Origin of the sequence: Streptomyces sp. NBC_00582, from assembly GCF_036345155.1 — a bacterium.
Classification (GTDB): Bacteria; Actinomycetota; Actinomycetes; order Streptomycetales; family Streptomycetaceae; genus Streptomyces.
The window spans coordinates 4,995,009-5,017,994 of the sequence record NZ_CP107772.1; the positions used below are offsets into that span (position 1 = coordinate 4,995,009).

Consider the following 22,986-nt stretch of genomic DNA (forward strand, 5'->3'; position numbering starts at 1 on the left):
CACTGCGGCTGCACGCCGGCCCTGCCGAACGCCGCTGAGCTCGTCGTACTTCTCGCCACACCTGCTGTGTGGCACAGCCATGCCAACTTTCGTTCACATTGTGAGGAATGAGGCGCTATGAGTACCTCTTTACGGAGGCACCGCCCGGATTCGAACCGGGCCCCCTTCCGCCGCGTGGTCGTCACCGGCGGCTGTGGATTCGTCGGTTCACACCTGTGCGACCTGCTGCTCGACAGCGGTGTCGAGGTGGTGTGCGTGGACAACCTCCTTACGGGCACGGAGGACAACGTCGTACACCGTCAGCTGGACGACCGGTTCGAGTTGATGGTCCACGACGTCACCGACCCGATCCCGATACCCGGGGAAGTCGATCTCGTACTCCACCTCGCCTCGCCGGCCTCTCCGCAGGACTACCTGCGTCTGCCGGTCCAGACGCTTCAGGCCGGTTCCCTGGGAACCTTCAGCGCCCTGGAGTTGGCCAGAGTGAAGAAGGCCCGCTTCGTACTCGCCTCCACCTCCGAGGTGTACGGCGACCCGCTGGAGCACCCTCAGCGGGAGTCGTACTGGGGCAACGTCAACCCGGTGGGGCCGCGCAGCGTGTACGACGAGGCGAAGAGGTTCGCGGAGGCGGCGACCACCGCCTACCGCACCGAGCACGGTGTCGACACCGCGATCGTACGGATCTTCAACACGTTCGGGCCGCGGATGCGCGCGGAGGACGGGCGAGCGGTACCGAACTTCATCCGCCAGGCGCTGGCGGGCGAGCCACTGACCGTCACCGGCGACGGCTCGCAGACGCGGTCCCTGTGCTACGTCAGCGACACGGTCAGGGGCATCCTCGCCGTCGCCGCGGGCAGCCACCCCGGCCCCGTCAACCTGGGCAATCCCGCCGAGACCACGGTCTTGGAACTCGCACACCTGGTGCGTGAAGTGACCGGGTCCGCCGCGCCCGTCGAGTTCGTCGACCGCCCGGTCGACGACCCGGAGCGCCGCAGACCCGACATCACCCTCGCCTGGGAGCAGTTCGGCTGGAAGCCGGAGACCGATCCCCGCAAGGGCCTGAGCACCACCATCGACTGGTTCGCCGCGCAGCTCAACGACACCGCAGTGAGGGAACGATGACGCGACACGCACCACGAGGGACGGAGTCCGCCGAGGCCCTGTCGCACAGGCAACAGCTCGGCGACGGGTTTCTCCAGGACTTCCGCGCGGACGGCTACGCGGTCTTATCCCAAAAGATCGCGGGAGAGTCCCTCGAAGCCCTCCGCACGGAGGCTGATGCCCTGGTCCGGCGCTTCACCCGGGACGGGTACCGCTCAGACGACTACTGGCACTTCACCCCCGCAGGCACGGACGCACCCGTTCTCTACCGCATCCACAACCTGGAGAACCAGGGCTCCCCGGCGGCTACACGCCTCTACGCCGACGACGGCCCGCTGCACCCGATGGCCGTCGCCATCCTCGGCAGACCCCTACGCGCCACCGCCTGCGCAATGATCGTCAAACTGCCGGGAGTGGCCGCCCCCGTGCCCTGGCACCGAGACCGGACCAATGTTCCTCCGCACACCGTGTGCAACCTCAGCGTCTTCCTCGACGACTCCGACGTGGGCAACGGATGCCTCGAGTTCGTTCCTGGCTCCCACCTGACGCCCGACGCGGAAGAGGCCGAGGCGCTCCGGGCGCGGGGCCCGGTCCGCGCGCTCCCGCTCTCGGCCGGTGACATCGCCGTACACGACGTCCGCATCGCCCACGCCTCGCGCCGCAACACCTCTCCGAGGATCCGGCGCAGCATCGTCGTCGAGTTCGCTCCCGCCGACCGGGAGCTGCCGTGATCATCCCCAACCCCACTGGCGAGAGTCCCAGGGTGCAGGTGGCCACCATCACGGTGGGCACCAACGAAATCCGCTGGCTGGAGCCTTGCTTCGCCACGCTCCTGGACAGCGACGTCCCCGGGGTCGACCTGACGGTCTGGTACGTCGACAACGACTCCCACGACGGCAGCACGGCCTTCGTCCAGGACCGTTTTCCCGAGGTGCGGGTCATCCGGAACGAGAGCAACGTCGGCTTCGCCCGCGCCAACAACATCGGGATGCGTGCGGCCCTCGCCGAGGGCGCCGACTATGTCTTCCTCGTCAACCCGGACACCCAGACCCCGAAGTCGCTGGTACGCGACCTGGCCGAGTTCATGGAGACCTGGACCGACTACGGCGTGGTCGGCCCCATGCAGTACGAGTACGACGAGACGGGCAGCACCGCTCTGGGCGCGTACAACGACTGGTCGAAGTCCGCTCTGCGCTGGGGCGAGCAGCACGCCTTCGCCGGCGACTGGCCGAACCACCCCTCGCCGGCCAGCCCACCCGAAGGCCGGGCCCCGAACACCCTGGAGCACGCGTACGTCCAGGGCTCCGCCTTCTTCGTGCGTGCCGCGCTGCTGCGCACCGTCGGACTCCTCGACGAGGTCTTCCACACGTACTACGAGGAGACCGACCTGTGCCGCCGCGCCCGCTGGGCCGGATGGCGCGTCGCGCTCCTGCTCGACGTCGGCATACAGCACTTCGGCGGTGGAGGAACGGCTGGCAGCAGCTACCGGCGCGTCCAGATGCGCCGCAACCGCTACTACTACCTCCTCACCGACATCGACTGGCGCCCACTGAACATGCTGCGACTGGCGACCCGGTGGCTGAGGGACGATCTGCGCGGACGTGGCGTGGGCGGAGTGACCACCTGGTGGCGCGGGACCTGGGAAACCGCGAAAGCCGTGTGCTGGCTCGTGCGCCACGCACCTCTGATCCGGGCCCGGCGACGTGCTCACCGCCGGCTCGGCTCGCCGACGGGCAGCCACGCTCAACCGCAGGCAAGGGGTGCGCGATGACCAGACCCCGGATTCTGTTCGCCGGCGTCTTCCACTGGAACGCGGGCTCCAGCCACATGATCGCCGAGTACGCCCGGGTCGCCTCGGCATCCGGATGCGAGGTCGGCGTCTCAAGCCAACTGTCGCGCCTGGACGGCATGGTGAACGGCCACCTGCCGCTCGTGGACGACATCAGCTGGGCCACCCACCTGGTCCTCGTCTTCGAGAGCAGGCAGTTCCTCTCGACCCGGCAGCGTGAACTCTGCGAGGCCGTGCCGCGGCAGCGGCGCATCATCGTGGATCCCGACGGTCACTGGGGCCCGCACGTCACCGCTGGCGTGGACGACAACGCGGGTGCGGACACCGTCGAGTCCTGGCACAAGCTGTATGCCGACCTCAGCGATCTGATCCTGCAGCCGCGCATGAACGAACTTCCCGACGGGGCCGAGTTCTTCAGCTACTTCGGCATGCCGGACATCCACCAGCTCGCCAGCGACCTCCCGCACCCGCGGGCACTGCCGTACGAGCTGCAGTACGTCGGCGCGAACTGGTGGCGCTGGAACGAGATGACCAGCCTCATCCGGGCCGCAGCCGCCGCCCAGCCGCCGATCCGACGCATCCGCGTGTGCGGACGCTGGTGGAACGGCGACCCGCACCCCGACCACCCGACCGCCACCGCCAACGTGTCTGGCTGGATGCGGGATCACGGTGTCGAGGTGGCGCCACCCGTTCCGTTCGGGCACGTGGTCTCCACCATGTCCCAGGCGGCGATCACGCCGGTGCTGGCTCGTCCGCTGCTCGCGCGGATGGAGCTGTTGACCCCCCGCATGTTCGAAACCCTCGCCTCGGGCAGCATCCCCGCGCTCTGGCCGGACCTGGGCTACCTGTCCGCGCTCTACGGCGACGACGTGGAGCTCTTTCTGCTCGACGACGATCCGGCCGACAGCCTCGCCCGGATGATCCGTGAGCCGATCCGGTACCGCGAGCGGCTGGCGACCATCCAGCGCCGAGTACACGAACGCTTCAACTACCGCGCGGTTCTGGCGGAACTCATCCGGTTCACCCGATGATCCCTGAGAGGTCTGCTGTGTCCAACGTCCTGATCACCGGCATCACCAGCTGTGAGAGTCGCGGCGTCGAGGCCCTGGCCCGCTCCATCATCGAGCAGCTGAACACCGAAGGCCCCGGGGGAGGCGACAACGTCACCGTCCTCACCCAGACCCCGGTGCTCGACGCGGAATCCCTCGCCCCCACCAGCGCCCGTTGCGTGGCCGACCCGTTCGTCGTCTCCCGCTCCTGGCAGCAGATGCGCCCCCAGGAGAGCCCCGCCGAACTGGCCGAACGCCGCGAACAGCTCCTCGCCCAAACCGATCTGGTCATCGCGACCGGGGGCGACCTGCATACCTCGGACTACGGGGTCTCCACGCCGTACCTCCGGGTCCTCACCGCCGCGCAACAGCGGGACATCCCGACGGCCATGATCGGCCAGTCCGTCGGCCCCTTCGACGACCCGGCCGATGCCGAGGCATGGCTCGCGGTCGCCACCCGGTGCGATCTCCTCACCGTCCGGGAGAGCGTCTCCCTCGACTACCTCGTGGGCAAGCTCGGCCTTCCCGAACACCGTGTGCGGCTGTCCTCCGACCCCGCCTTCCTGCTGCCGGCCGCTACCGGCGAGCGAACAGCGGCCGTGCTCGGGCCTCTGGGGCTCGCCCCCGAAGACCCCTACCTCTGCCTCGCCCCCAGCCAGGGCATCACCCGCTTCAGCACCCTGGAGGAGTCCCAGCACGCGGCAGCACTGACGCGACTCGCCACCTCCCTCGTCCGCACCCGGAAGATGCCGGTCGTCCTCGTCCCGCACTGCCACGACTCCCGCCCGCACAACGACGACCGGATCCTCGCCGCCCGTATCGCCGAAGCCGCCGACCTGCCCGAGGTCATGGCGCTGCCGGGCGCGCTGACGGCATCCGACTACAAGGCCGTGCTGTCACAGGCCGAACTCGTCATCTCCGAGCGCCTGCACGCCGCGATCGGCGCACTGTCCGGCGGCGCCCCGGCGATCGCGATCGGCCACTCCCACAAGTTCAACGGGGTGCTCGCCGAAACCTACGGTCACACGGTCGACGTCGACGGCATCCACGCGGACGTCCGCGCCTTCGCCCAAAACGCCACGGTCATCGACCGGCTCGTCAACGACACCGACGCGACCGCGCTGCGCACCACCCTGCGTCAGCGGCTCCCGCTGATCACGGACCGCGCCCGCAGCGACTTCGCTCAGATCAACAAGCTCCTCGGAGCCTGAACCACCAGTCGCACAGGCGGTCCGCCTGCCCGCACCGCATCGCGCACGACCCGCTGCGGCCCAGTCCAGGGCCGCGGCGGGACCCACTCACGCCAAGGGAGACACGCCATGCCCACACATCTGGTGACCGGCGGCGCCGGCTTCATCGGGTCCCACCTTGCCGCGTCCTTGATCGAGCGCGGCGACGACGCCGTCGTCCTGGACAACCTCGACGGCGGCAAGACCGAGAACGTGCCCGACGGCGCGACCCTCGTCGTCGGCTCGGTCGCCGACCAGGCCACGGTCGCAGAACTCTTCGCCTCGTACCGCTTCGACGGTGTCTACCACCTGGCCGCCTTCGCCGCCGAAGGCATCAGCCACGCCGTCAAGCACCACAACTACTCCGTCAACCTGCTCGGCAGCATCAACCTGATCAACGCCTCGCTGGCCGCCAAGGTCAGGTTCTTCGGCTTCGCCTCGTCGGTCGCCGTGTACGGCCACGGACACGTCCCCATGCGCGAGGACGAGCGGCCCCTCCCCGCCGACAGCTACGGCAACGCGAAACTCGCCGTGGAGCGCGAACTCGCCGTCACCATGCAGCTGCAGGGCCTGCCGTACTTCGCCCTGCGCATGCACAACGTCTACGGCGAGCGGCAGAACATGGGCGACCCGTACCGCAACGCCGTCGCCATCTTCCTCAACCAGATCATGCGCGACGAGCCGATCAGCGTGTACGGAGACGGCAGCCAGATCCGCGCCTTCACCTACGCCCCGGACATCGTCGGCACCTTCCTCGCCGCCGCCGACCAGCCGGCCGCCTGGGGGCAGGTCTTCAACGTCGGCTCCTCGCACACGAGCACCGTGCTGGACATGGCGCACGCCGTGCGCACCGCCATGGGCGTACCCGACCACCCCATCAAGCACCTGGCGGCCCGCGACGAGGTCCACGCCGCGTACACCGACAACGGCCTTGCCCGTAAGACGCTCGGCGACTGGGCCGACACCCCGCTCGACGAAGGTCTGCGACGTACTGCGGCCTGGGCCCGTGAGCACGGCCCCGTGGTACCCGCGACCTCCCTCAGCATCAAGAACGACACCGCGGACCAGCCCGAGTGGTTCACCTGGGCCGCCGGACGGGCGGCCACGTCATGACGCGCCGCACCCTGGCCGTCGACGTCGGTGGCGTCCTCTACTACGACGAGCCCTTCGACCTCGCCTGGCTCCAGGGCGTCTGGGAGCTCACGCGCGCGGACGATCCCACCTTCACCATGGACGCCTTTCTCCAGGCCATGCGCGACTTCTACCAGGGCCGCGCGCCCGGATCACCCCCGCCCAGCCTGTTCCCGCCCAATGGCACGAAGAGCTGGCAGGGCGTCCGCGAGCGATGGCCCTCGTTGGTCCAGCCCGTTCCCGGAGCCGTCGACGCTCTCAGCCACTTCACCGAGGAGTACGAGGTGTGCATCGTCGCAAACCAGCCCCCGGAATGCCTCGCCGCCCTGCACACCCTCGGAATCGAGCAGCAAGTCCAACTCGTCGCGCTCGACTCCCTCGTCGGCTACGCCAAACCCGACCCCCGCCTCTTCAAGTGGGCCATGGACCGGCTGAGCTGGAAGCCCGAACACACCACGGTTATCGGCGACCGGCCCGACCACGACGCCGCTCCGTCACTCGCTCTCGGCTGCTCGGCAGCGATCGTCCACGTCGACAGCGGCTGGAGCGCGCCGGCCGGAGTCGCTCCCGAGATCGTGACCGCATACCGGGAGCTGAAAATCCAACGCGTCCACACAGCCGAGGGAAGCACGGAGCACTGGGCCATCGGCTCCCTCGGAGAGCTGGCCGATGTGCTGCGGAGCATCAGCCACCAAGAGCGCAGCCCACGCCCCCGCCAGGAGGTGTGACCATGACCCTCGGCACCGACTTACCCCTCACCATCGTCATCTGCAGCAACCGCCCCGGCAGCCTGCCGGCGGCTGTCGCCCGCACGGCCGCGGCCATGGGCCCCAGGGACCGCCTCCTGGTCATCGCGGACATGCCCGCCCAGCACCTGCCCACGCTGCCCACAGACGCCTCGCCGCCTCCGACCCGCGTCCGCGTCATCTGCAACGAGGGGAACCAGGGCCTCGCCCACAGCCGCAACAAGGCCATGAAGGAGGCCACGACGCAGCACATCGTCTTCCTCGACGACGACATCGTCCCCACCACCGAGGCACTGACCCGGATACGCGAGGCCCTGACCGTCGGCGCACACGTCACCGGGACGAGGATCACCGCCCACCTTCAAGGGCACCGCCGCCCGTGGTTCCTCACCTCGGGACAGCTGCACTACCTCGGCTCCCACGCGCCGGCTCAGCCGGCGTCGATCTGGGGCGGCAGTTTCGCCATCGACGTCGAGCACGCCCGCTTGCTGGGAGTCGGCTTCGACGAGCGCCTCGGCCGGATCGGTGGCTCCCTCATCTCCGCTGAGGACACCACCTTCGTACGGGAGATGACCGCGCGCGGTGCCACCGCCACGATCCTGCACGACGCCGAGGTGCAACACCTCATCCCCGCCCACCGGCTGACCCTGTCCTACCTGCTGCGCCGCGCCTTCTGGCAGGGCCGCAGCGAAGCACGGCGTAACGACGCGCAGCGAGGCATCACCAAGGAATGGAACCGCAACCGCTCGGGAGACGGCACCCGTCCGGTGCGGGCCGCCCTCGCCCTGCTCTACACCTCCAGCGTTCTTCTCGGAGTGTTCCGGGAGGCCATCACACGGAGCCGGACCAGCGCCGCAGACGCCGAAACCAGGAGCGACCGATGAAGGTAGCCATGGTCATTCCGCCGTACCGCTACGGCGCCGACCCCAGCCAGTGGATCACTGTGCCGCCCCAGGGCTACGGCGGCATCCAGTGGGTCGTCGCCACGCTCATGGACGGACTGCTGGAGGCCGGGTGCGAGATCCTCCTCCTCGGAGCCCCAGGAAGCCCGGTCCAGGACGGCGTCACGGTGTCCGATGCAGTGGAGACGGCCGACATCCACGCCTCCATCGAAGCCTTCGGCCCGGACATCGTCCACGACCACTCGAACACCACCGCACTGCCGGCCAACAACCACAGACCCACGGTGAGCACACACCACCTCAACAGCGTGCCGGAGCTCCAGACCAACGGCATCTACCTCTCCCACGCGCAACGCACTGCCGCAGGGTCCGTCTCCGCCCCGGTGATCCGGCTACCGGTCAACCCCGCACGCTGTCAGTTCCAGGAGGCGAAGGACGACTATCTCCTCTTCCTCGGCCGGGTCTCCGCGCACAAGGGCGTGCGCGAGGCAGCGGCGTTCGCGCACGCCGCCGGCGTGCCGCTGACGGTCGCCGGACCGGCCTGGGAGAAGGACTACCTGGACGCGCTGCTGGCCGACTTCCCGCACACCGTCCGCTATGTGGGCGAGGTCGGCGGCAGCGCCCGTACCCGGCTGATCGCACACGCCCGAGCGCAGCTCGTGCTGTCCCAGCCGTGGGGAGGACCGTTCGGCGGACGATGGATCGAGCCCGGCGCCACCGTGGTCTCGGAGGCCGCCGCCAGCGGCACCCCGGTGATCGCCACCGACAACGGATGCCTGCCGGAGATCGTCCCCGGCGTCGGAACGGTGCTGCCGATCGGGCGGGAGATCACACCCAGAGACGCGAAGGCGGTGCTGGCGTCGCTTCCCACGGCCCAGGTCGTGCGCGAAACAGCGGTGGACCGATGGGGCCACCACACCATCGCCCGCCAGTACCTGGCGGTCTACAAGAGGGCGGTCAGCGGCGAAGCCTGGACGTGACCTCGGAAGGTCACGCCGTGCGCTGCTTCGCCAGGCGCTGACGGCGCGCTTCGTAGAGAACGACGGATGCGGCGTTCGACGCGTTCAGGGAGCTGGCCGAGCCCGTCATCGGAATGCTGATCACGTGGTCACAGAGCTCGCGCCAGGCCGCGCTGAGACCAGCGGTCTCATTGCCGATGAGCAGCAGGACCGGCTGAGTCAGATCGAATTCCGAGACCTCGGCATCGCCGTCCTCGTCCGTGCCGACGACGGCAACCGGCCGCCCCTGAGCGCGCTCCTTCTCCAGCCACTCCATGACCTCGTGGTGCGACTGGCTCCGCACCACGGGCACGGCGAAGAACGATCCCGTGGAGGCACGTACCGACTTGGGGTCGTAGGGGTCCGCCGCGTGCCCCGTCACGATGAGCCCGCTCGCGCCGAAGGCGTCGGCCGATCGCACGATGCTTCCGATGTTGCCGGGCTGCGTCGGCCGGTCGAAGACCAGACCAAGGAAGTCGTCGCGAACCTTGATCCGCGACAGGCTGTCCGGCGCCATCTCGACCACCGCCAGGACCTCTGCGGCCCCGTCGGCCTTCTCACTCAGCTCGGCGAGCAACTGCGGCGCCATCGCCACGCGCTCGGCGCCGACACCGCGCAGTAGATCCTCGGCCCATCGGGAGAGCGGGCGGCTGGCGTCGTAGAGCAGGGACCGAACGGTCCAGCCGTGCTCCACCGCCATCGTGATCGGCCGCACGCCCTGAACGAGGAACTCCTTGGCACGCCCTCGCTTGGTGCGGTTGTTGAGCAGCGTCTGCAGCTGCTGGAAACGGGCATTGCGGGTCGTGATCCGCTGCACTGCCACCCGTCCTCCAAGCCGAAGATGATCGTTGCGAACCCGGTTGTCCCAGGCGGAACACGGCACCGGGCACCCAGCAGGTTACACGGACTGGATCGTGACTGTACGTGTCCATCCGTCGTGCAGGCGTCTCGGCTTCGGGCGGCAGCGCAGACGAGGTCGCCCTGTTGGCGACGGCTACGGCCTCGCCGGGAACGGCCAGCTGACTTCCGACGACTCCTCTACGACCGGACCATCCTCAACCCGCGTGCGGTTCGGCCACAGGCCGTTCCGTCTCGCGGCCCCCGGGACGACCGCTTTGGATCACAGCCTCAGGCAGCCTGATGTCGCTTCCCAGCAGTTGCTGCGCCGAACGACGACCGCGAGTCGGCCGGCAAGGCCCTACGAGCGTCACACTCGGCTCGTCGGACGGCAGCGTCACCCGCGTGAGGTGAAGGCAGTGCATCCGCACGGTAGTCGCCCGTGTCCTCGGCCCAGGGCTCCGACGTGATCTCGAACCATGTCGTCTTGCCCGAGGGTTCCGGTTGCATCCCCCAGTCGGCCGCCAAGGCGCTCACGAGCAGGAGACCCCGACCGTTCTCGTCGTTCGGCCCTGCCTCAACACTTCTTGGCAACGACGCATCCGTGTCCGTGACTTCAACGCGAAGCCGCTCGTCGGCCCGCGTCACGGAGACGTCGCACGGAGCGTCTGTGTACAGGACAGCGTTGGCGATCACCTCGCCGGCCAGCAACTCGACGGTCTCCAGTGTCTGGTCCGACAGGGGAAGCCCCAGATCCCGGGCTAGCGAAACAACTTGGCGGCGTGCGGCCGGGACAGCGTCGACAGCAGCCGCAACCGTGAATCCGTACGTCGGACGTTCGGGACTGCGACGCGCCATGACGACAACCTCACCTGGTAGTGGCCTCAGTGACAAAGAAGCCTTCCACCCGACAAGGGCTGTGGGAGGACAGTCTGTCCGTAGGCACGCCCGGCAAGACGCCTTGACGCTTCGACGTGTTGTGGTACGGGCCGGCTTCTGTTGAGGCCGCGAACACCGGAAACGCACGTCGCGTAGACCGTACCCCTGCGCACCTCACCTCAGACCACCACTCTTGGAGGCCGTGGACGAGCAGTAATGCGCCATCACGCTCGTGTCACTGTCCGGCGCAGCCATCCCCTGTCCGTATCGCAACTGAATCGGGCGCCCTTGGCGGTCGTCCCCACAGGCAGGCCTCACGGACCGGTTGGAGAGAGTTGGCCGTGTGGGCAGCCAGGAAGCCGGTGGGCGGGTCGTCGAGTACGCCTCGCAGCTGCAGGACCAGGCCAAGGTCGATCATAGGCGTCGCCCTACGCCGACAAGCGGCGATTTTGGGATGCGAACGCTTCTACGCACACAGGCTGTGCTGCTCGCCGACGGCTTCGGGACCGCCGTCCGGCTGCCGGCGCTCCAGCCCGAGCAGCCTCAGCAGCTCGGCAGTCACTACTCGGTACGCATTTCCGAGCCGCAGCACCTTGACGGGGTACGCCCCTTGCTTGGCGAGCCCGTATCCGGTGGAGCGGCCGATCATCAGAGCCCGGTTCGCGGTGTCGAGGTCGATGACCGCCGGAAGAGCGAGCAGCTCGTCACTCGTCAGCCCTCGCACTTCACGGGAAGAAGCGGGTGCCTTCATGATGCCCTCCGGATGCCTTCAGGTGCCGCAACGTTGAGCCCAGGTGTATCACGCGGTTGCGGCAGCACTATCCAGCACCTTAAAGTGCGGCCATGAAACCTGATCACTGGCCAGCGGCGTTCACCGCCCGGATCGCCCAAGAGATGCGCGAGGCGCGCAAGGCCGCCGGCCTCACCATGGGCGAGGTCGCCCAGGGGTGTGCCGACCGCGGACTGACGGAGATCACCGAGCAGTCCGTGAAGAACCTGGAGTCCGGCCGCAAGGCGAGCATGACCATCGCCGACTTCGTCGTGCTGGCTGACGTCCTCGGCGTCCCGCCCGTGACCCTCCTCTTCCCACTCGGTACCTCCGCCACGGTGGAGGTCCTGCCGGGTCAGGAGGTCTCCACCTGGGACGCGCTCGCGTGGTTCACCGGCGAGACCCCCATGGACCAGCCCGCCCCCGAGGGCACCGCCCGCGATGTCCTCGACGTCTTCCGCAACCACGGTGACCTGGTGTCCGCCGCGACAGCCTCCACCGCCCTGGCCAAGGAAAGGCGGCGCGCGGCGAGCACCACCTTGGACCGGGCTCGCAGAGCCACGCTCCTGGAGCGCGCTGAGGGCTACGAGGAGCATGCCTTCGAGGACTGCCAGGAGCTGCGCGCGTTCCGAGGCCGGATGCGTGAACGCGGCCTCGTACCTCCGGCCCTGCCCGACGAACTGGCCTTCGTCGACCAGCCCGACATACCGAACCATCCGGAGGACGGCGAGTGAAGAACGGCACCATCACCCGGCGGTGCCGGTGCACCGATCCCGCGACCGGCAAGGACTACGGGGCCTCATGTCCCAAGCTCAAGTCGCGGCGACACGGCGTCTGGAGTGTGTTCCAGGAGCTGGACCCCGCTCAGGACGGCCGCCGTCGCCGGTTCCGTCGCGGCGGCTTCGAAAGCTCGTCCAAGGCCCAGGAGGAGCTGGACAAGGTCCGCGCTCTCATGGCCATACCCGAGGAGGACGACGCCTGGGGCAGGACCCAGATCAGCGACCTCATCGAGAGCTGCCTCAAGGAGAAGGAGCCGCTCCCGGACTACGACGAGACCCGTCGCCGCTTCCAGACCGGGCAGACCCTCAACTCGAAGACCACCGTTGCCGAGTGGCTCGACACCTGGCTCGCCGGGCGCAAACGCCTGCGTCGCGGCGGGGCGGCGCGCTACGAGTGCGACATCCGCGTCCACCTCAAGCCGCACTTGGGCCACCTGCGGCTGGACAAGCTCCGCGTGCACCACGTCAACACGATGTTCGACGCGATCAACGAGCGCAACATCGAGATCCAGGAGCAGAACGCCCAGCGGCGCGCGGTGCGCGACGAACTCAAGGCGACGCCGTGGAAAGGCGCTGAGAACCGGGCCCGTCGCAAGTGGCTGCAGGCGCAGCTCGACGCCATGCCGCCGTTCCGGCGCGTCACCGGCCTCAACACCCAGCCGCATATCCGCGACACCCTGCGGGCCGCGCTGAACGTCGCTATCGCCCAGCAGGTGATGCCCGCCTTCAACCCGGCCGCCCACGTCGAGCTGCTGCCCGGCACCAAGCCGAAGGCCCTCATCTGGACCGACGAGCGGATCGCCCACTGGCAGGAGACCGGCGAGAAGCCATCCCCGGTCATGGTCTGGACACCCGAACAGACGGGTCAGTTCCTCGACTTCGTCGCCGAGGACCGGCTGTATCCGCTGTGGCGGCTCATCGCCTTCCGGGGAACACGACGCGGCGAGGCTTGTGGCGTCCGCTGGGTGGATCACTCGGCCGCCGCGCAGTCCCTGGCCATCGCCACCCAACTCGTCCAGGACGGCTGGGAGATCCACGAAGGTGCCCCCAAGACCGACAGCGGCATCCGCCTGATCGCCCTCGACGACGAGACGCATCAGGTCCTGCTCAGGCACAAGGCCGGCCAAGAGCAGGAACGGGAGGCGTGGGGCGATGGCTGGCATGACACCGGCCGCATCTTCACCCAGGAGGACGGTTCCCTTCTCCACCCCGGCAAGGTCTCCGACCTCTTCGAGCGTCTGGTCGCCGCTGCCGGCCTGCCTCCGATCCGGCTCCACGACCTGCGCCATGTCTCCGCGACGCTCATGCTCGCGGCCGGAGTCGACATCAAGGTCGTCTCCGAGACCCTCGGGCACTCGGACACCCGTATCACCCGCGACATCTACCAGGCTGTCCTGGACGATCTCGCCCGCGACGCCGCCGAGAAGGTCGTGCAACTCGTGCCTCGGGCGCGGAAGCCCCTCACGGTGGTCAAGGACACCGAGGCTGCGGCCCCCAGCCGCAGGCCGACGATGACTCCGCCCCGGAAGGCCAAGGGGGTGTCGGCGGAGGAGCGCTCCGCCTGAGTGAGCGATGAAGAGGAGCCCCGGTCAGCTCGAATCTGACCGGGGCTCCGGCATGTTGCCGCGACGGTACCGAGGCCGTCTAGTGGTCCATTCGCTGGGCCGGTCAGACCTGCAGGATCAGCGCTTCTACCTGTTCGAGCGTCGTCACACTGGCCTGGGCCGCGGCCCGGACCTTCGTCAGCTTCTCCATCCACTCGATCCGCTGCTCGGCCGGGAGCGCGTCCTCTCCGAGCTGTACTCGCAGGCGGTGCGCCTCCTCGAAATCCGTCATCAGGTTGTGGGCGGAGTCCACTGCCTGCTGGTAGCCGCCCTCGACGAGTTCCACACGGGCGGGCAGCTCCCTGCGCAGCGCGGCCAGTTGGTCGTGCGGGTCGGCAGGCGGAGCGCCGTGCGCGGTGGTGGCAGTTGGACTCGTGCTGGTTCCGGCCGTGGGGGAAGTGGTGGTGTTTCCGGGGCCGCCCGGGGCCGGGTGACCGAGTTCCACCGGGAAGGTCTCGTCGAACCATGCCTTGTCTGCGACGTAGTGGGTGGGCCGGCCCTCGGTGTCAGGAGCAATCACCATCCCCGCAGTGATCGGCGTCCGGCCCTCAAGCCAGTGCTGCTCGCCGTAACAGATCAGAGACTTACCGTCTTCCGCCTCGGGCGGCTGTGTTGCGTCCGGGTGCTCCACCACGGCCTTCGCGAACGCGAGGAGAAGGGCCCGGCTGACGCCCGGGGCGCTGGTTGCCGTGTACGCCAGGGTGAGGGCGGCGAGGGCGCTCTTGGGGGTGCGCCGCACACCCTTGCGACCGTCGCCTGCCTCGCTGCCCTGACCAGCGGTGATGAACGGCTGCGGAGCGTGGATCAGCGCCGGTGCCATGCGCTGAACGAGGGCGGCCCAGGCGGTCGCGTCGCCGGCCTCTGCCCCGAGGAGGAGCACTTTGAGCGACCGCGGGTCCTGCCCGGCGCCCTTCGCGGTCTCCGGGACGCCGAAGAAGCCGAGGGCGGAGAGGATGTTGCCCCTGTGCAGGAACAGCTGGGCGATGGCGGCGGACCACAGGCGGGTGCGTGCCTCTGCCGTCCTGGCCTTGGTCTGGCTCCACGCCGGCTCCTGCAGCGTCCCCCTGACGATCGGCCAGAAGCGCCCCGTGTCCCGGACGGTGCGAGCGTTCGTCCGCTTCGGGGCCTCGGGCGGGATCTCGGGGAACACGAGCGCGGTGATAGCGCGAACCGCGATGTCGCGGAGCACAGCCGCTGAGACGTCGTCGCCCGCAGGCACGAGCGGCACCAGCGGGTCGAGCGGCCCATTGGCAGTCAACGCGTCGCGCACCCCCGCCAAGTCGAGGAGATCCGCGCCTCGCGCGTCGGGGAACGCCTCGGCGAGCGCGTCCGCGAGGAGCGATTCCCTGGCGTAGGCGTCGACGAGCGTCGCGAACAGGGCGATCAAGCGCGCATCCTCGTCGTAGGGCTGGATGCCGCGCAGGTGGTCGTTGACGTTCAGCGTCCGCAGGACGTGCTCCAGCGCCGCCGGCTTGGTGCAGCCGATCACGATCTCCGCGGAGACCGTGGCGATCTTCCCGGCCCTGACCGACGGGTCGGTCGCCTCCGTCTCCGGCTTGGCGGCGGCCTCGTTGAGCCGGTCGGAGAGCCTGTTCAGGATCTCCCGCTGACTCAGCAGCAGCAGCTCGGGATCGGCCTTCTTGCCCTTCGGCATGGGCAGCAGGGACTGGGGCATCCCCGTGACCAGGTGTTCCGGACGCACACGGAAGATGTTGAGACGGGCCAGTGCACGGTTGTTCCCGGTCACGGCGGCCAGCCGCCACAGCTTCGACACCGTGCCGTCGGGGCGGGTGATCTGCCACTGCTGCAGGACGTTCATACCCTTGGAGAGCTGGCCCGCGTCCACGAGGGACTCGGCCAGGTCGTAGCCGCGTGTCTTCCCAGCGCGCTCCAGATTCTCGGCGGCGTACCGCTGCATGTGGACGGCCACGTCGTACGACTGCTCGGCGAGAGTGAGCGCTGCCTTCGGCTCCCCGTCCTCCTCCGCCGCCCGGACCACAGGACGCGGCCGCCGGCCACCGAGGGCGGTGAGGAGAGCCTGGCGCTCGCCTTCCAGTTCCCCGACATGGCGCTCGGCGTCCTTGTGCTTCTGCGTGGCCGCCGCCAGGGCCTGCGCGGCGTATGTGTCGTCACCGGCCGCGCGGCGGCAGCTTTCCCGCTCCTTCTCAGCGGTCTTCGCGGTCTTCCTGGCTTCGTGCAGCGCCAGCTCGGCGGCGATGAGGTCCTTGACGCGCTGGCTGGCCTCAGCAACGGGCGGAGACCAGCAGCTGACGGTGCGGTCGTTGAGATCCCACGGGACCACCGCAGCACCATGGACGTCACACATCAGCAGGAGCACCTGCTCGTCGCCGGCCTGCACAAGACGGTAGGCCGAGGGCTTGAGCACCTTCTTGTTGCTCCGGCTGGCGATCAGGCCCTTGATCTCGGTGTCCGGAAGAGCGGTGGCCAGCCCCTCGGTGATCGCCTGCCGGGGAGGGGGTACGACCCCGTGTTCCGCGCAGGTGTTCTCGATGGCGTCCGCGAGGTTACGGCCCCAGGTGTCGGTGCCGATGCGTGGGAAAATGCCGTCAGGTCGTTTCGCGACCATGATGTTGTCCTTCCACCCGGGGTGTGCCGGGCGAACACAGAAGCTCCCGTCTCTCGGGAGCGTGTCACGCGCCCGAGCGCCGAAGCCTCGTGCCGGCGAGGAACGGGCCCACACCCTGCAGAAGGGAGTGCGGCGGTTCTCGCCCCGTACTGCCCACCTGCCAACGCCCGAAGAACGATCATCCCCAACAACGCCTCGGTGGCGTCTGGACGTCTCGCAGCTTGCTCCTGCTCCGCCGACGGCGGCATGAGGCGGACGCCGGTGATGAGCCACCGACGTGCACCACGGAATCTGCCACCCGCTCCCGCGCAATGCCGAACTAGGACGGCGGAGTTCATTAGATCAGGTGAACCAACAACCAACCGTGCCGCCCGCAGGTCGATTTGAGGTAAAGCACGATGGCAACGCCCGGTACGCGCGGCAGCCCGGTAGCTGGTGGGCATGTCGATGGCCACCTTCCATAAGATTGCCCCTGATGCGCGGCCAACGAGGAGGCTTGGGTGGGCAATCTGGGGGGATACCAGACGATGACGACGCTAGCGAAGAAGGTGGGCGGCCCCGGGGCGCTGGCTGTCGTCATTGCCGTGGGTGGGTGGGCCATCGTCCGGGGTGCTGAAGCTGGCGGGAAGAACGCATTCAGGGCCGTCAAGGCTGCGGCCAAGAAGCGGAACGCCCCGTGCTCGACGAAGGGCCAGGTCTTCGACGTCGTGTCCGACGGCGAGGACGGCAAGGGCCTCGTGCTCCGGGCAGGCGACCAGTACCGAGTCATGGAGTGCGACGGGGAAGCGATCCTCATCGAGGCGCTCGGTGGCACGAACAATCCCTACTTCACGTCAGCGCAGTTCCTGGCGTCGGTGTCGGGCTTCCCCCACGGCGGAGAAGATTAATGGGTCTTCAAAGTTCGGCGAGAACGCTCAACCCTTCGACGACACCGGACAGCGTGATCTGGGATTGCAGTGCGCAACCCCACCCACAGAATCGAACGCATGAACGAATTCGAGTGTCTCGCGCCAGCGGCTGCTTCCTTTCCTGGCGTCTCCAGGAAGGGGACCTGACGCGCACCCACCGGGGAATCGCTGACGAAGAGCGTCGGGCAGCGGGGAACCAGGTCCGCCGGCCACGGAGCGGCTGATCGAAGTGGGACTTGCTCCTACTCCAGGGCGTCGCGATGCCCACTATTTAGGCACGGTTCTCATTTCGCTACAGGACCGTATTGCCATCCGTGTTTCTCGGCTTTATCGCGCAACTTGCTGGCCCGCCGCTGCTGGTCACCCTTACTCTGCACCGACTTGAAATCAACATACGCGTGCGCTGGGGGACGCTCATCCTCGTCGTCGACCTGGGAGTCGTCGACCACCCGCAACCCCACTTCTTGCACTTCAGCGACATCCACGTAGTACACGCCTGCTGATGCGTAGCCCATCACCTCGGTATGATGGCGGTGCGATTCCTCAGGCGTGACAAGCGAGGATCTTGTGACCGACACTTCACCAGTGTCTTTAGGGGTGGGTCGAAAGAGCTGGCTACTGACCCGTCCGTCATGAACCCAACCCGGGTTTACTTGACGCCACAGTTTTTCTTCCTGGTTCGTTATTTCGTTCTCGCCAGGTCGAAGGCTGGGCCCGTCAGTCGCCATGCCGATTGATCCCCCCGGTTACAAATTCTGCGATCTCTTCAAGCTGCCGCCAGTGAAACAGCTTTTCGCTTTCCTCGTCTTCTTCTTTCGAGAAAGCGTAAGCCTCTACCTTATCGTCAGGCAGGACGATCACCGTCACTTCGCCTCTTACGAAAGGCCACTCAAGCTGCACACCGCCTTCTTCCGTAGGGAAGATGTACGGGCGCTCAACCTGCGAGTCTAGGAATTCAAGCAGTAGAGACTCAACCTCACGCAGTAGCTTGCGGCTCACCTCCTTACCTACGCCGTCCAGCCAGCCCTTCTCAAGGGTTTGCAGCTCTACCAAGCGTTCGGACCATTCAGCCGGGAGGACCGGTTCAATGGATAGAACATCCTGGATCTCGATAGTCTCACCAGTGATCGACTGAATGGCTACCACGTTAATGGCGACCGTGGGCGCCATTGTTGAGCGATCTAGATACTGCCTGAGGTCTGGAACAATGTCATCTGAGGAGAACCGCCCTGGAACCGATTTTCCACCGGTTAGACGAAATCCAAAAGTTCCTTTTTCAGCGTCGACACTCACCACCTGACCCGTGGCGAGCGTCTCAATCTCAAATCGCTCCAGACGCGCCTGCTCATGAATCAATCGGCGGACAGCCTGTGAATAGATGGCGGCGGATGGGGAGCCGCCGTCAAATTCGATAAATTCTCCATCTTGTAGACTTCGACCAAATCGAGAGAATTCGCGGAGCGCGTGCGGGGGGAAGGTTCGGGGAATTCCCGTGCCGGATTTAATCGAGCGCAAAGTATCCTGAATCAGAAGGCGCGCTTCATCGAAGATGCTTGTATCGATGTCGTCGAATAGGGCATCGGAATCGGTTACGGCTCGCTCAAGTACAGGGACCACACTTCCCGTTTGGATATCGGAAAGGCGAAGAGAGAACGACGAAGCGAATCCCCGCGGGACACGTTGCCGTGCAGCATGGCGCTGCTTCCACAAGCCGCGCGCAACGTCGATGACAAGACGCTCGTACCTCGCGAACTCAGCCAAGACCTCGACAGGTAGCCCCTGCTGCTCGTATCGGCCGCCACGCAGGCGCCATGATCCAAAGGCTCGACTATCCGTCCCCATGCCCCCACCCTACTGAGACGGCATCTACATGCATGTTGCCAACTCCAATGGAACAAGTTTCCCCATTGGTGGCTCTTGATGCAATCGAACAGCGACGGAGCCTTCACGGATCACTCCTGACGGCGACCGGCGGACCGAGAGCGTTGATCTGATGGATCCAGCGGCTCCTGGCAACGCTGAAGTGCAGGACCTCCTTAGTGTTACCGGGGTAGCCGGTTGCCTGAGGCAGCGCCCCTGTCCCCTCCAGCTTTATGCGTAGGTCTCCGTCGCGGGCCTCGTTGATCGCATGGAGCTGGGCGGCGGTAAGCGGGACCTTCAGGGTGCGGCGCCCGATGCCGATCTCGGGCGTGAACGGCAGCATCTCCGTTACTCGGCCGAGGAGCGTTCGCTGGTACAACGCATGATGCCGTAGAGGTCAACCTGAAGCGCCAGGAACCTGCCGTCTCGGCTACCCCGAGTTATGGGAACCCCCCAACAGCACTGCTTCCGGCAGCCCGGCACACCAGGCCCGGCAGCCCCATCGCCTCTGGCACGTCAGTCCGGTTCTCGCACACCGGGTCGTCCACCGCTCTGCACGCTCGCTGCACGCTTGTCCACCGGTTGTCCACCGGCGCCCCCGAGCGGCGATCCTCGGGCCGGCCAGACGCAGCGAGACTCGTTCACAGAAAGTAAAAGGACCAGGTCAGATGGGGTCTGACTTGGTCCTAGAAAGAGCCGCCTTCGGGATTCGAACCCGAGACCTACGCATTACGAGTGCGTTGCTCTGGCCATCTGAGCTAAGGCGGCGCGCCGTCCGCACCATGGTGCGATCAGCAACGTCGGTAAGTCTACACAGTTTCCGGGGGTGCTCCGCACCACCCCCGGAGGGGGTCGTTCCGGGGGTGGGGGCGGGGCTAGGAGCAGCGCTTCTTCGGTGCCGGGGGTGTGCCGTGGAGGAGGTAGGTGTCGATCGCGGAGTCGATGCACCGGCTGCCGCGGCCGTAGGCGGTGTGGCCGTCGCCGACGTAGGTGAGGAGGCGGGCGGAGGAGAGCTGGCCCGCCAGGGACCGGGCCCAGCGGTAGGGGGTCGCCGGGTCGCGGGTGGTGCCGACGACGACGATCGGCGCGGCGCCCTTCGCCGTGATGCGGTGTGGCCGGCCCGTGGGCTCCACCGGCCAGTACGCGCAGTTCAGGGAGGTCCAGGCGAGGCCCTCGCCGAAGACCGGGGAGGCCTTCTCGAAGGACGGCAGGGACTGCTCCACCTGCTCGGGCGTGGCGAAGGAGGCGGGCAGGTCGAGGCAGTTCACGGCCGCGTTGGCGGACATCAGGTTCGCGTAGCGGCCGTCGGGGTCGCGCTGGTAGTAGCTGTCGGACAGGGCGAGCAGACCTGCGCCGTCCTTGTCGTCGATCGCCGCGGTCAGCGCGGAGCGCAACTGCTCCCAGCTCGTCTCGTCGTACATCGCCGCGATCACCCCGGTCGTGGCGAGCGCCTCACCGAGCCTGCGGCCGTCGGGGTCGCCGGTGGGCAGGGGGTGGCTGTCCAGGGCGCGGAAGAGCGCCTCCAGGCGCGGGCCGATCGCGCTCTGCCGTCGGCCGAGGGGGCAGTCCCGGCGCCGCGCGCAGTCCTTCGCGAACGACTGGAACGCCGTCTCGAAGCCCTCCGTCTGCTCCAGGTTCATCCGGCGCGCGGACAGCGACGGGTCCAGCGCGCCGTCGAGGACCAGCCGCCCCACCCGGTCCGGGAAGAGCCCCGCGTACGTCGCCCCGAGCATCGTCCCGTACGACGCCCCCACATACGTCAGCCGCCGGTCCCCGAGCACCGCCCGCACGATGTCCATGTCACGGGCCGCCTCGACGGTGGAGACATGGCGGAGCAGCCGGGCCGCGTGCGCACCGCAGGCCTCGGCGAACCCCTTCTGCGCCTCGACGAGCGCGTCCGTCTCCCGCCGGTCGTCGGGGGTCGTGTCGATCTGCGTGTACACATCCATCCGGTGACCGTCGAGACACTGCACGGGCTCGCTGCGGGCCACGCCACGGGGGTCGACGGCGACCAGGTCGTAGCGGGCGCGGATCCCGGCCGGGTAGCCGATGCCGACGTACGACTGGAGGTAGCCGACGGCCGAGGCGCCCGGTCCGCCCGGGTTGACCAGGAGCGACCCGAGCCGCTTGCCGGGGCCCGTCGCCTTCTTGCGGGACACCGCGAGGCGGACGTCACCCCCGTCCGGGTGGGCGTAGTCCAGCGGTGCCTTGATCGTGGCGCACTGGAAGTCGGGGACGTCGCAGGAGTGCCAGGCCGGCTTCTGCCCGTAGTACGGCGCGAGCGCCGACGGCGTCACCTTCGGCAGTGCCGCCAGCTCCGCCCGCGCCGCGGGGCCGGCGGTGCTCGTCGAGTGCCCGGAGGAACAGGCGGAGACGGCGAGCAGTGCCGCGAGGGGGAGGGCGAGGACACGGAGGGCGAGGCCGGTGCGGGTCCTGCGGGGCTTCCGGGGCCTGCGGGGACAGCTCCTGATGTGCATCCAGCGAGCCTAACTCTGCGCTACGGGACGAGTGCTGTACGTGCGCGAACCGCCACGGACGAGCTACACCGTCAACCGGCGGCCGGCGTTCACCCGCCCCTCTCCGGGTGCCCCGGCTCCCGCCGGTCAGCCCGCTCTCAGCGCCATCGTCATCGCCTCCACCGCCAGCAGCGGGGCCACATTGCGGTCGAGGGCCTCGCGGCACGCGCCGATGGCCTCGATCCGGCGCAGGGTGGACTCGGGCGTGGTGCCACGGGCGAGGCGCTGCAGGGTGTCCTCGGCGTCCGCGTTGGCGAGCGCGATGCGGGAGCCGAACTGAAGGGCGAGGACGTCGCGGTAGAAGGCGGTGAGGTCGGTCAGCGCGAGGTCGAGGCTGTCGCGCTGGGTCCGGGTGCGCCGGCGCTTCTGTTTGTCCTCCAGGTCCTTCATCACGCCGGCCGTACCGCGCGGCATCCGGCCGCCCTGGGCCGCGCCCAGGGCGGCCTTCAGCTCCTCGGTCTCCTTGCCGTCCCGCTCCTCGGCGAGCACCTTCGCGTCCTCGGCCGCCGCGTCCACCAGCTCCTGGGCGGCCTTCAGGCAGCCCCCGACGTCCTCGATCCGCAGCGGCAGCTTCAGCACGGACGCCCGGCGCTCGCGGGCGGCCGGGTCGGTGGCCAGCCGGCGCGCCCGGTCCACATGCCCCTGGGTGGCATGGGCGGCCGCCGCAGCCACCGCGGGCTCGATGCCCTCGCGCCGGACGAGCATGTCCGCGACGGCGTCGACGGACGGCGTCCGCAGGTTCAGATGGCGGCAGCGGGAGCGGATGGTGGGCAGCACGTCCTCCAGGGACGGCGCGCACAGCAGCCAGACCGTCCGGGGGGCCGGCTCCTCGACCGCCTTGAGGACGGCGTTCGCCGATTTCTCGTTCAGCCGCTCGGCGTCCTCGACGAGGATCACCTGCCAGCGGCCGGTGGCCGGTGAGGTGTACGACTTGCGGACCGTGTCCCGCATGTCCTCGGCGAGGATCTGCGTGCCCACGGCGGCCACGGTGGTGACGTCGGCGTGGGTGCCGATCAGCGCCGTATGACAGCCGTCGCAGAAGCCGCAGCCGGGGGCTCCGCCGAGCGCGCGGTCGGGGCTCACGCACTGCAGCGCGGCGGCGAACGCCCGCGCCACCTGGGTCCGGCCGGCGCCGGGCGGGCCCGTGAACAGCCAGGCGTGGGTCATCTTCGACGCCTCGGGCGGCGGGGTGCCGGAGACGGCCGCGGTGACGAACGCGTCGGCGTCGCGCGCGGCGGCGGTGAGCTGCTCGCTCACCTTCTCCTGCCCGACGAGGTCGTCCCACACGCTCATGGGTCACGC

At 68.4% G+C, this 22,986-nt stretch carries 21 protein-coding genes and 1 tRNA gene; 12 read left to right on the forward strand and 10 right to left on the reverse strand.

What is annotated here, in order from left to right; translation table 11 throughout:
* The first annotated feature begins 117 nt into the window (after window positions 1–117).
* From OG852_RS22155 to OG852_RS22195, 9 genes are all read left to right on the forward strand, one after another.
* On the forward strand, window positions 118–1,122 hold the full coding sequence (locus OG852_RS22155) for a UDP-glucuronic acid decarboxylase family protein (protein ID WP_133910679.1): 1,005 nt from the start codon (window positions 118–120) through the stop codon (window positions 1,120–1,122).
* Entirely contained in the window at window positions 1,119–1,832 is a 714-nt protein-coding gene (locus tag OG852_RS22160; RefSeq protein WP_133910680.1) for a phytanoyl-CoA dioxygenase family protein, read from the forward strand. The genes OG852_RS22155 and OG852_RS22160 overlap by 4 nt, the downstream gene beginning before the upstream one ends.
* A gap of 32 nt (window positions 1,833–1,864) precedes the next feature.
* Entirely contained in the window at window positions 1,865–2,872 is a 1,008-nt protein-coding gene (locus OG852_RS22165; RefSeq protein WP_133910681.1) for a glycosyltransferase family 2 protein, read from the forward strand.
* Window positions 2,869–3,921, forward strand: coding sequence for a glycosyltransferase family protein (locus OG852_RS22170; RefSeq protein ID WP_133910682.1), 1,053 nt, complete (start codon window positions 2,869–2,871; stop codon window positions 3,919–3,921). Before OG852_RS22165 ends, OG852_RS22170 begins: the two co-directional genes overlap by 4 nt.
* A gap of 17 nt (window positions 3,922–3,938) precedes the next feature.
* On the forward strand, window positions 3,939–5,150 hold the full coding sequence (locus OG852_RS22175) for a polysaccharide pyruvyl transferase family protein (RefSeq protein ID WP_166663431.1): 1,212 nt from the start codon (window positions 3,939–3,941) through the stop codon (window positions 5,148–5,150).
* A gap of 108 nt (window positions 5,151–5,258) precedes the next feature.
* Window positions 5,259–6,281, forward strand: coding sequence for an NAD-dependent epimerase/dehydratase family protein (locus tag OG852_RS22180; RefSeq protein WP_330348759.1), 1,023 nt, complete (start codon window positions 5,259–5,261; stop codon window positions 6,279–6,281).
* A complete protein-coding gene (locus OG852_RS22185) occupies window positions 6,278–7,027 on the forward strand; it encodes an HAD family hydrolase (protein ID WP_133910685.1) in 750 nt (249 codons plus the stop codon). The genes OG852_RS22180 and OG852_RS22185 overlap by 4 nt, the downstream gene beginning before the upstream one ends.
* Window positions 7,028–7,029: 2 nt before the next feature.
* A complete protein-coding gene (locus tag OG852_RS22190; protein WP_133910686.1) occupies window positions 7,030–7,929 on the forward strand; it encodes a glycosyltransferase family 2 protein in 900 nt (299 codons plus the stop codon).
* Window positions 7,926–8,927, forward strand: coding sequence for a glycosyltransferase (locus OG852_RS22195; RefSeq protein ID WP_133910687.1), 1,002 nt, complete (start codon window positions 7,926–7,928; stop codon window positions 8,925–8,927). The genes OG852_RS22190 and OG852_RS22195 overlap by 4 nt, the downstream gene beginning before the upstream one ends.
* Before the next feature lie 10 nt (window positions 8,928–8,937).
* Here OG852_RS22195 and OG852_RS22200 read toward each other — a convergent pair whose 3' ends face one another.
* From OG852_RS22200 to OG852_RS22205, 3 genes are all read right to left on the reverse strand, one after another.
* Complete coding sequence (locus OG852_RS22200; RefSeq protein ID WP_133910688.1) at window positions 8,938–9,768, reverse strand: RNA methyltransferase; 831 nt, start codon at window positions 9,766–9,768, stop codon at window positions 8,938–8,940.
* A gap of 305 nt (window positions 9,769–10,073) precedes the next feature.
* Window positions 10,074–10,640, reverse strand: a complete 567-nt coding sequence (locus OG852_RS51005) for an ATP-binding protein (RefSeq protein ID WP_133910689.1) — start codon at window positions 10,638–10,640, stop codon at window positions 10,074–10,076.
* A 487-nt stretch (window positions 10,641–11,127) separates the two neighbouring features.
* Window positions 11,128–11,412: a hypothetical protein gene (locus OG852_RS22205; protein ID WP_133910690.1), complete on the reverse strand. Its 285-nt coding sequence runs from the start codon at window positions 11,410–11,412 to the stop codon at window positions 11,128–11,130.
* 92 nt (window positions 11,413–11,504) lie between these two features.
* Here OG852_RS22205 and OG852_RS22210 point away from each other — a divergent pair, with 92 nt between their 5' ends.
* On the forward strand, window positions 11,505–12,164 hold the full coding sequence (locus tag OG852_RS22210) for a helix-turn-helix domain-containing protein (RefSeq protein ID WP_133910691.1): 660 nt from the start codon (window positions 11,505–11,507) through the stop codon (window positions 12,162–12,164).
* A complete protein-coding gene (locus OG852_RS22215; protein ID WP_330348760.1) occupies window positions 12,161–13,774 on the forward strand; it encodes a tyrosine-type recombinase/integrase in 1,614 nt (537 codons plus the stop codon). Before OG852_RS22210 ends, OG852_RS22215 begins: the two co-directional genes overlap by 4 nt.
* Before the next feature lie 103 nt (window positions 13,775–13,877).
* On the opposite strand, the gene OG852_RS22220 is transcribed toward OG852_RS22215, so the two are convergent.
* Window positions 13,878–16,400 carry a hypothetical protein gene (locus tag OG852_RS22220; protein ID WP_133910693.1) on the reverse strand — a complete coding sequence of 841 codons (2,523 nt, stop codon included), beginning with the start codon at window positions 16,398–16,400 and terminating at the stop codon, window positions 13,878–13,880.
* 500 nt (window positions 16,401–16,900) lie between these two features.
* On the opposite strand from OG852_RS22220, the gene OG852_RS22225 reads away from it, so the two are divergent.
* Window positions 16,901–17,287, forward strand: coding sequence for a hypothetical protein (locus OG852_RS22225; protein ID WP_133910694.1), 387 nt, complete (start codon window positions 16,901–16,903; stop codon window positions 17,285–17,287).
* Between the two features lie 305 nt (window positions 17,288–17,592).
* Here the strand turns inward: OG852_RS22225 and OG852_RS22230 are convergent, their stop codons facing one another.
* From OG852_RS22230 to OG852_RS22255, 6 genes are all read right to left on the reverse strand, one after another.
* Window positions 17,593–18,036, reverse strand: coding sequence for a hypothetical protein (locus OG852_RS22230; protein ID WP_133910695.1), 444 nt, complete (start codon window positions 18,034–18,036; stop codon window positions 17,593–17,595).
* Window positions 18,026–19,150, reverse strand: a complete 1,125-nt coding sequence (locus tag OG852_RS22235; RefSeq protein WP_133910696.1) for a hypothetical protein — start codon at window positions 19,148–19,150, stop codon at window positions 18,026–18,028. The genes OG852_RS22230 and OG852_RS22235 overlap by 11 nt, the downstream gene beginning before the upstream one ends.
* 103 nt (window positions 19,151–19,253) lie before the next feature.
* The gene (locus OG852_RS22240; protein ID WP_133910697.1) at window positions 19,254–19,511 is read right to left on the reverse strand and encodes a hypothetical protein; all 258 of its coding nucleotides are present in this window, start codon (window positions 19,509–19,511) and stop codon (window positions 19,254–19,256) included.
* A gap of 351 nt (window positions 19,512–19,862) precedes the next feature.
* Window positions 19,863–19,936: transfer RNA gene (locus OG852_RS22245), tRNA-Thr, on the reverse strand.
* A gap of 107 nt (window positions 19,937–20,043) precedes the next feature.
* A complete protein-coding gene (locus OG852_RS22250) occupies window positions 20,044–21,645 on the reverse strand; it encodes an alpha/beta hydrolase (RefSeq protein WP_330348761.1) in 1,602 nt (533 codons plus the stop codon).
* A gap of 126 nt (window positions 21,646–21,771) precedes the next feature.
* On the reverse strand, window positions 21,772–22,977 hold the full coding sequence (locus tag OG852_RS22255; protein WP_133910699.1) for a DNA polymerase III subunit delta': 1,206 nt from the start codon (window positions 22,975–22,977) through the stop codon (window positions 21,772–21,774).
* Between the last annotated feature and the right edge of the window lie 9 nt (window positions 22,978–22,986).

Excerpts from the sequence above, each read along its gene's own strand:
- OG852_RS22155 (WP_133910679.1), top strand. The coding sequence starts at position 118 with ATGAGTACCTCTTTACGGAGGCACCGCCCGGATTCGAACCGGGCCCCC.
- OG852_RS22160 (WP_133910680.1), top strand. The coding sequence starts at position 1,119 with ATGACGCGACACGCACCACGAGGGACGGAGTCCGCCGAGGCCCTGTCG.
- OG852_RS22170 (WP_133910682.1), top strand. The coding sequence starts at position 2,869 with ATGACCAGACCCCGGATTCTGTTCGCCGGCGTCTTCCACTGGAACGCG.
- OG852_RS22180 (WP_330348759.1), top strand. The coding sequence starts at position 5,259 with ATGCCCACACATCTGGTGACCGGCGGCGCCGGCTTCATCGGGTCCCAC.
- OG852_RS22185 (WP_133910685.1), top strand. The coding sequence starts at position 6,278 with ATGACGCGCCGCACCCTGGCCGTCGACGTCGGTGGCGTCCTCTACTAC.
- OG852_RS22190 (WP_133910686.1), top strand. The coding sequence starts at position 7,030 with ATGACCCTCGGCACCGACTTACCCCTCACCATCGTCATCTGCAGCAAC.
- OG852_RS22195 (WP_133910687.1), top strand. The coding sequence starts at position 7,926 with ATGAAGGTAGCCATGGTCATTCCGCCGTACCGCTACGGCGCCGACCCC.
- OG852_RS51005 (WP_133910689.1), bottom strand. The coding sequence starts at position 10,640 with ATGGCGCGTCGCAGTCCCGAACGTCCGACGTACGGATTCACGGTTGCG.
- OG852_RS22205 (WP_133910690.1), bottom strand. The coding sequence starts at position 11,412 with ATGAAGGCACCCGCTTCTTCCCGTGAAGTGCGAGGGCTGACGAGTGAC.
- OG852_RS22210 (WP_133910691.1), top strand. The coding sequence starts at position 11,505 with ATGAAACCTGATCACTGGCCAGCGGCGTTCACCGCCCGGATCGCCCAA.
- OG852_RS22220 (WP_133910693.1), bottom strand. The coding sequence starts at position 16,400 with ATGGTCGCGAAACGACCTGACGGCATTTTCCCACGCATCGGCACCGAC.
- OG852_RS22230 (WP_133910695.1), bottom strand. The coding sequence starts at position 18,036 with ATGGCGACTGACGGGCCCAGCCTTCGACCTGGCGAGAACGAAATAACG.
- OG852_RS22235 (WP_133910696.1), bottom strand. The coding sequence starts at position 19,150 with ATGGGGACGGATAGTCGAGCCTTTGGATCATGGCGCCTGCGTGGCGGC.
- OG852_RS22240 (WP_133910697.1), bottom strand. The coding sequence starts at position 19,511 with ATGCTGCCGTTCACGCCCGAGATCGGCATCGGGCGCCGCACCCTGAAG.
- OG852_RS22250 (WP_330348761.1), bottom strand. The coding sequence starts at position 21,645 with ATGCACATCAGGAGCTGTCCCCGCAGGCCCCGGAAGCCCCGCAGGACC.
- OG852_RS22255 (WP_133910699.1), bottom strand. The coding sequence starts at position 22,977 with ATGAGCGTGTGGGACGACCTCGTCGGGCAGGAGAAGGTGAGCGAGCAG.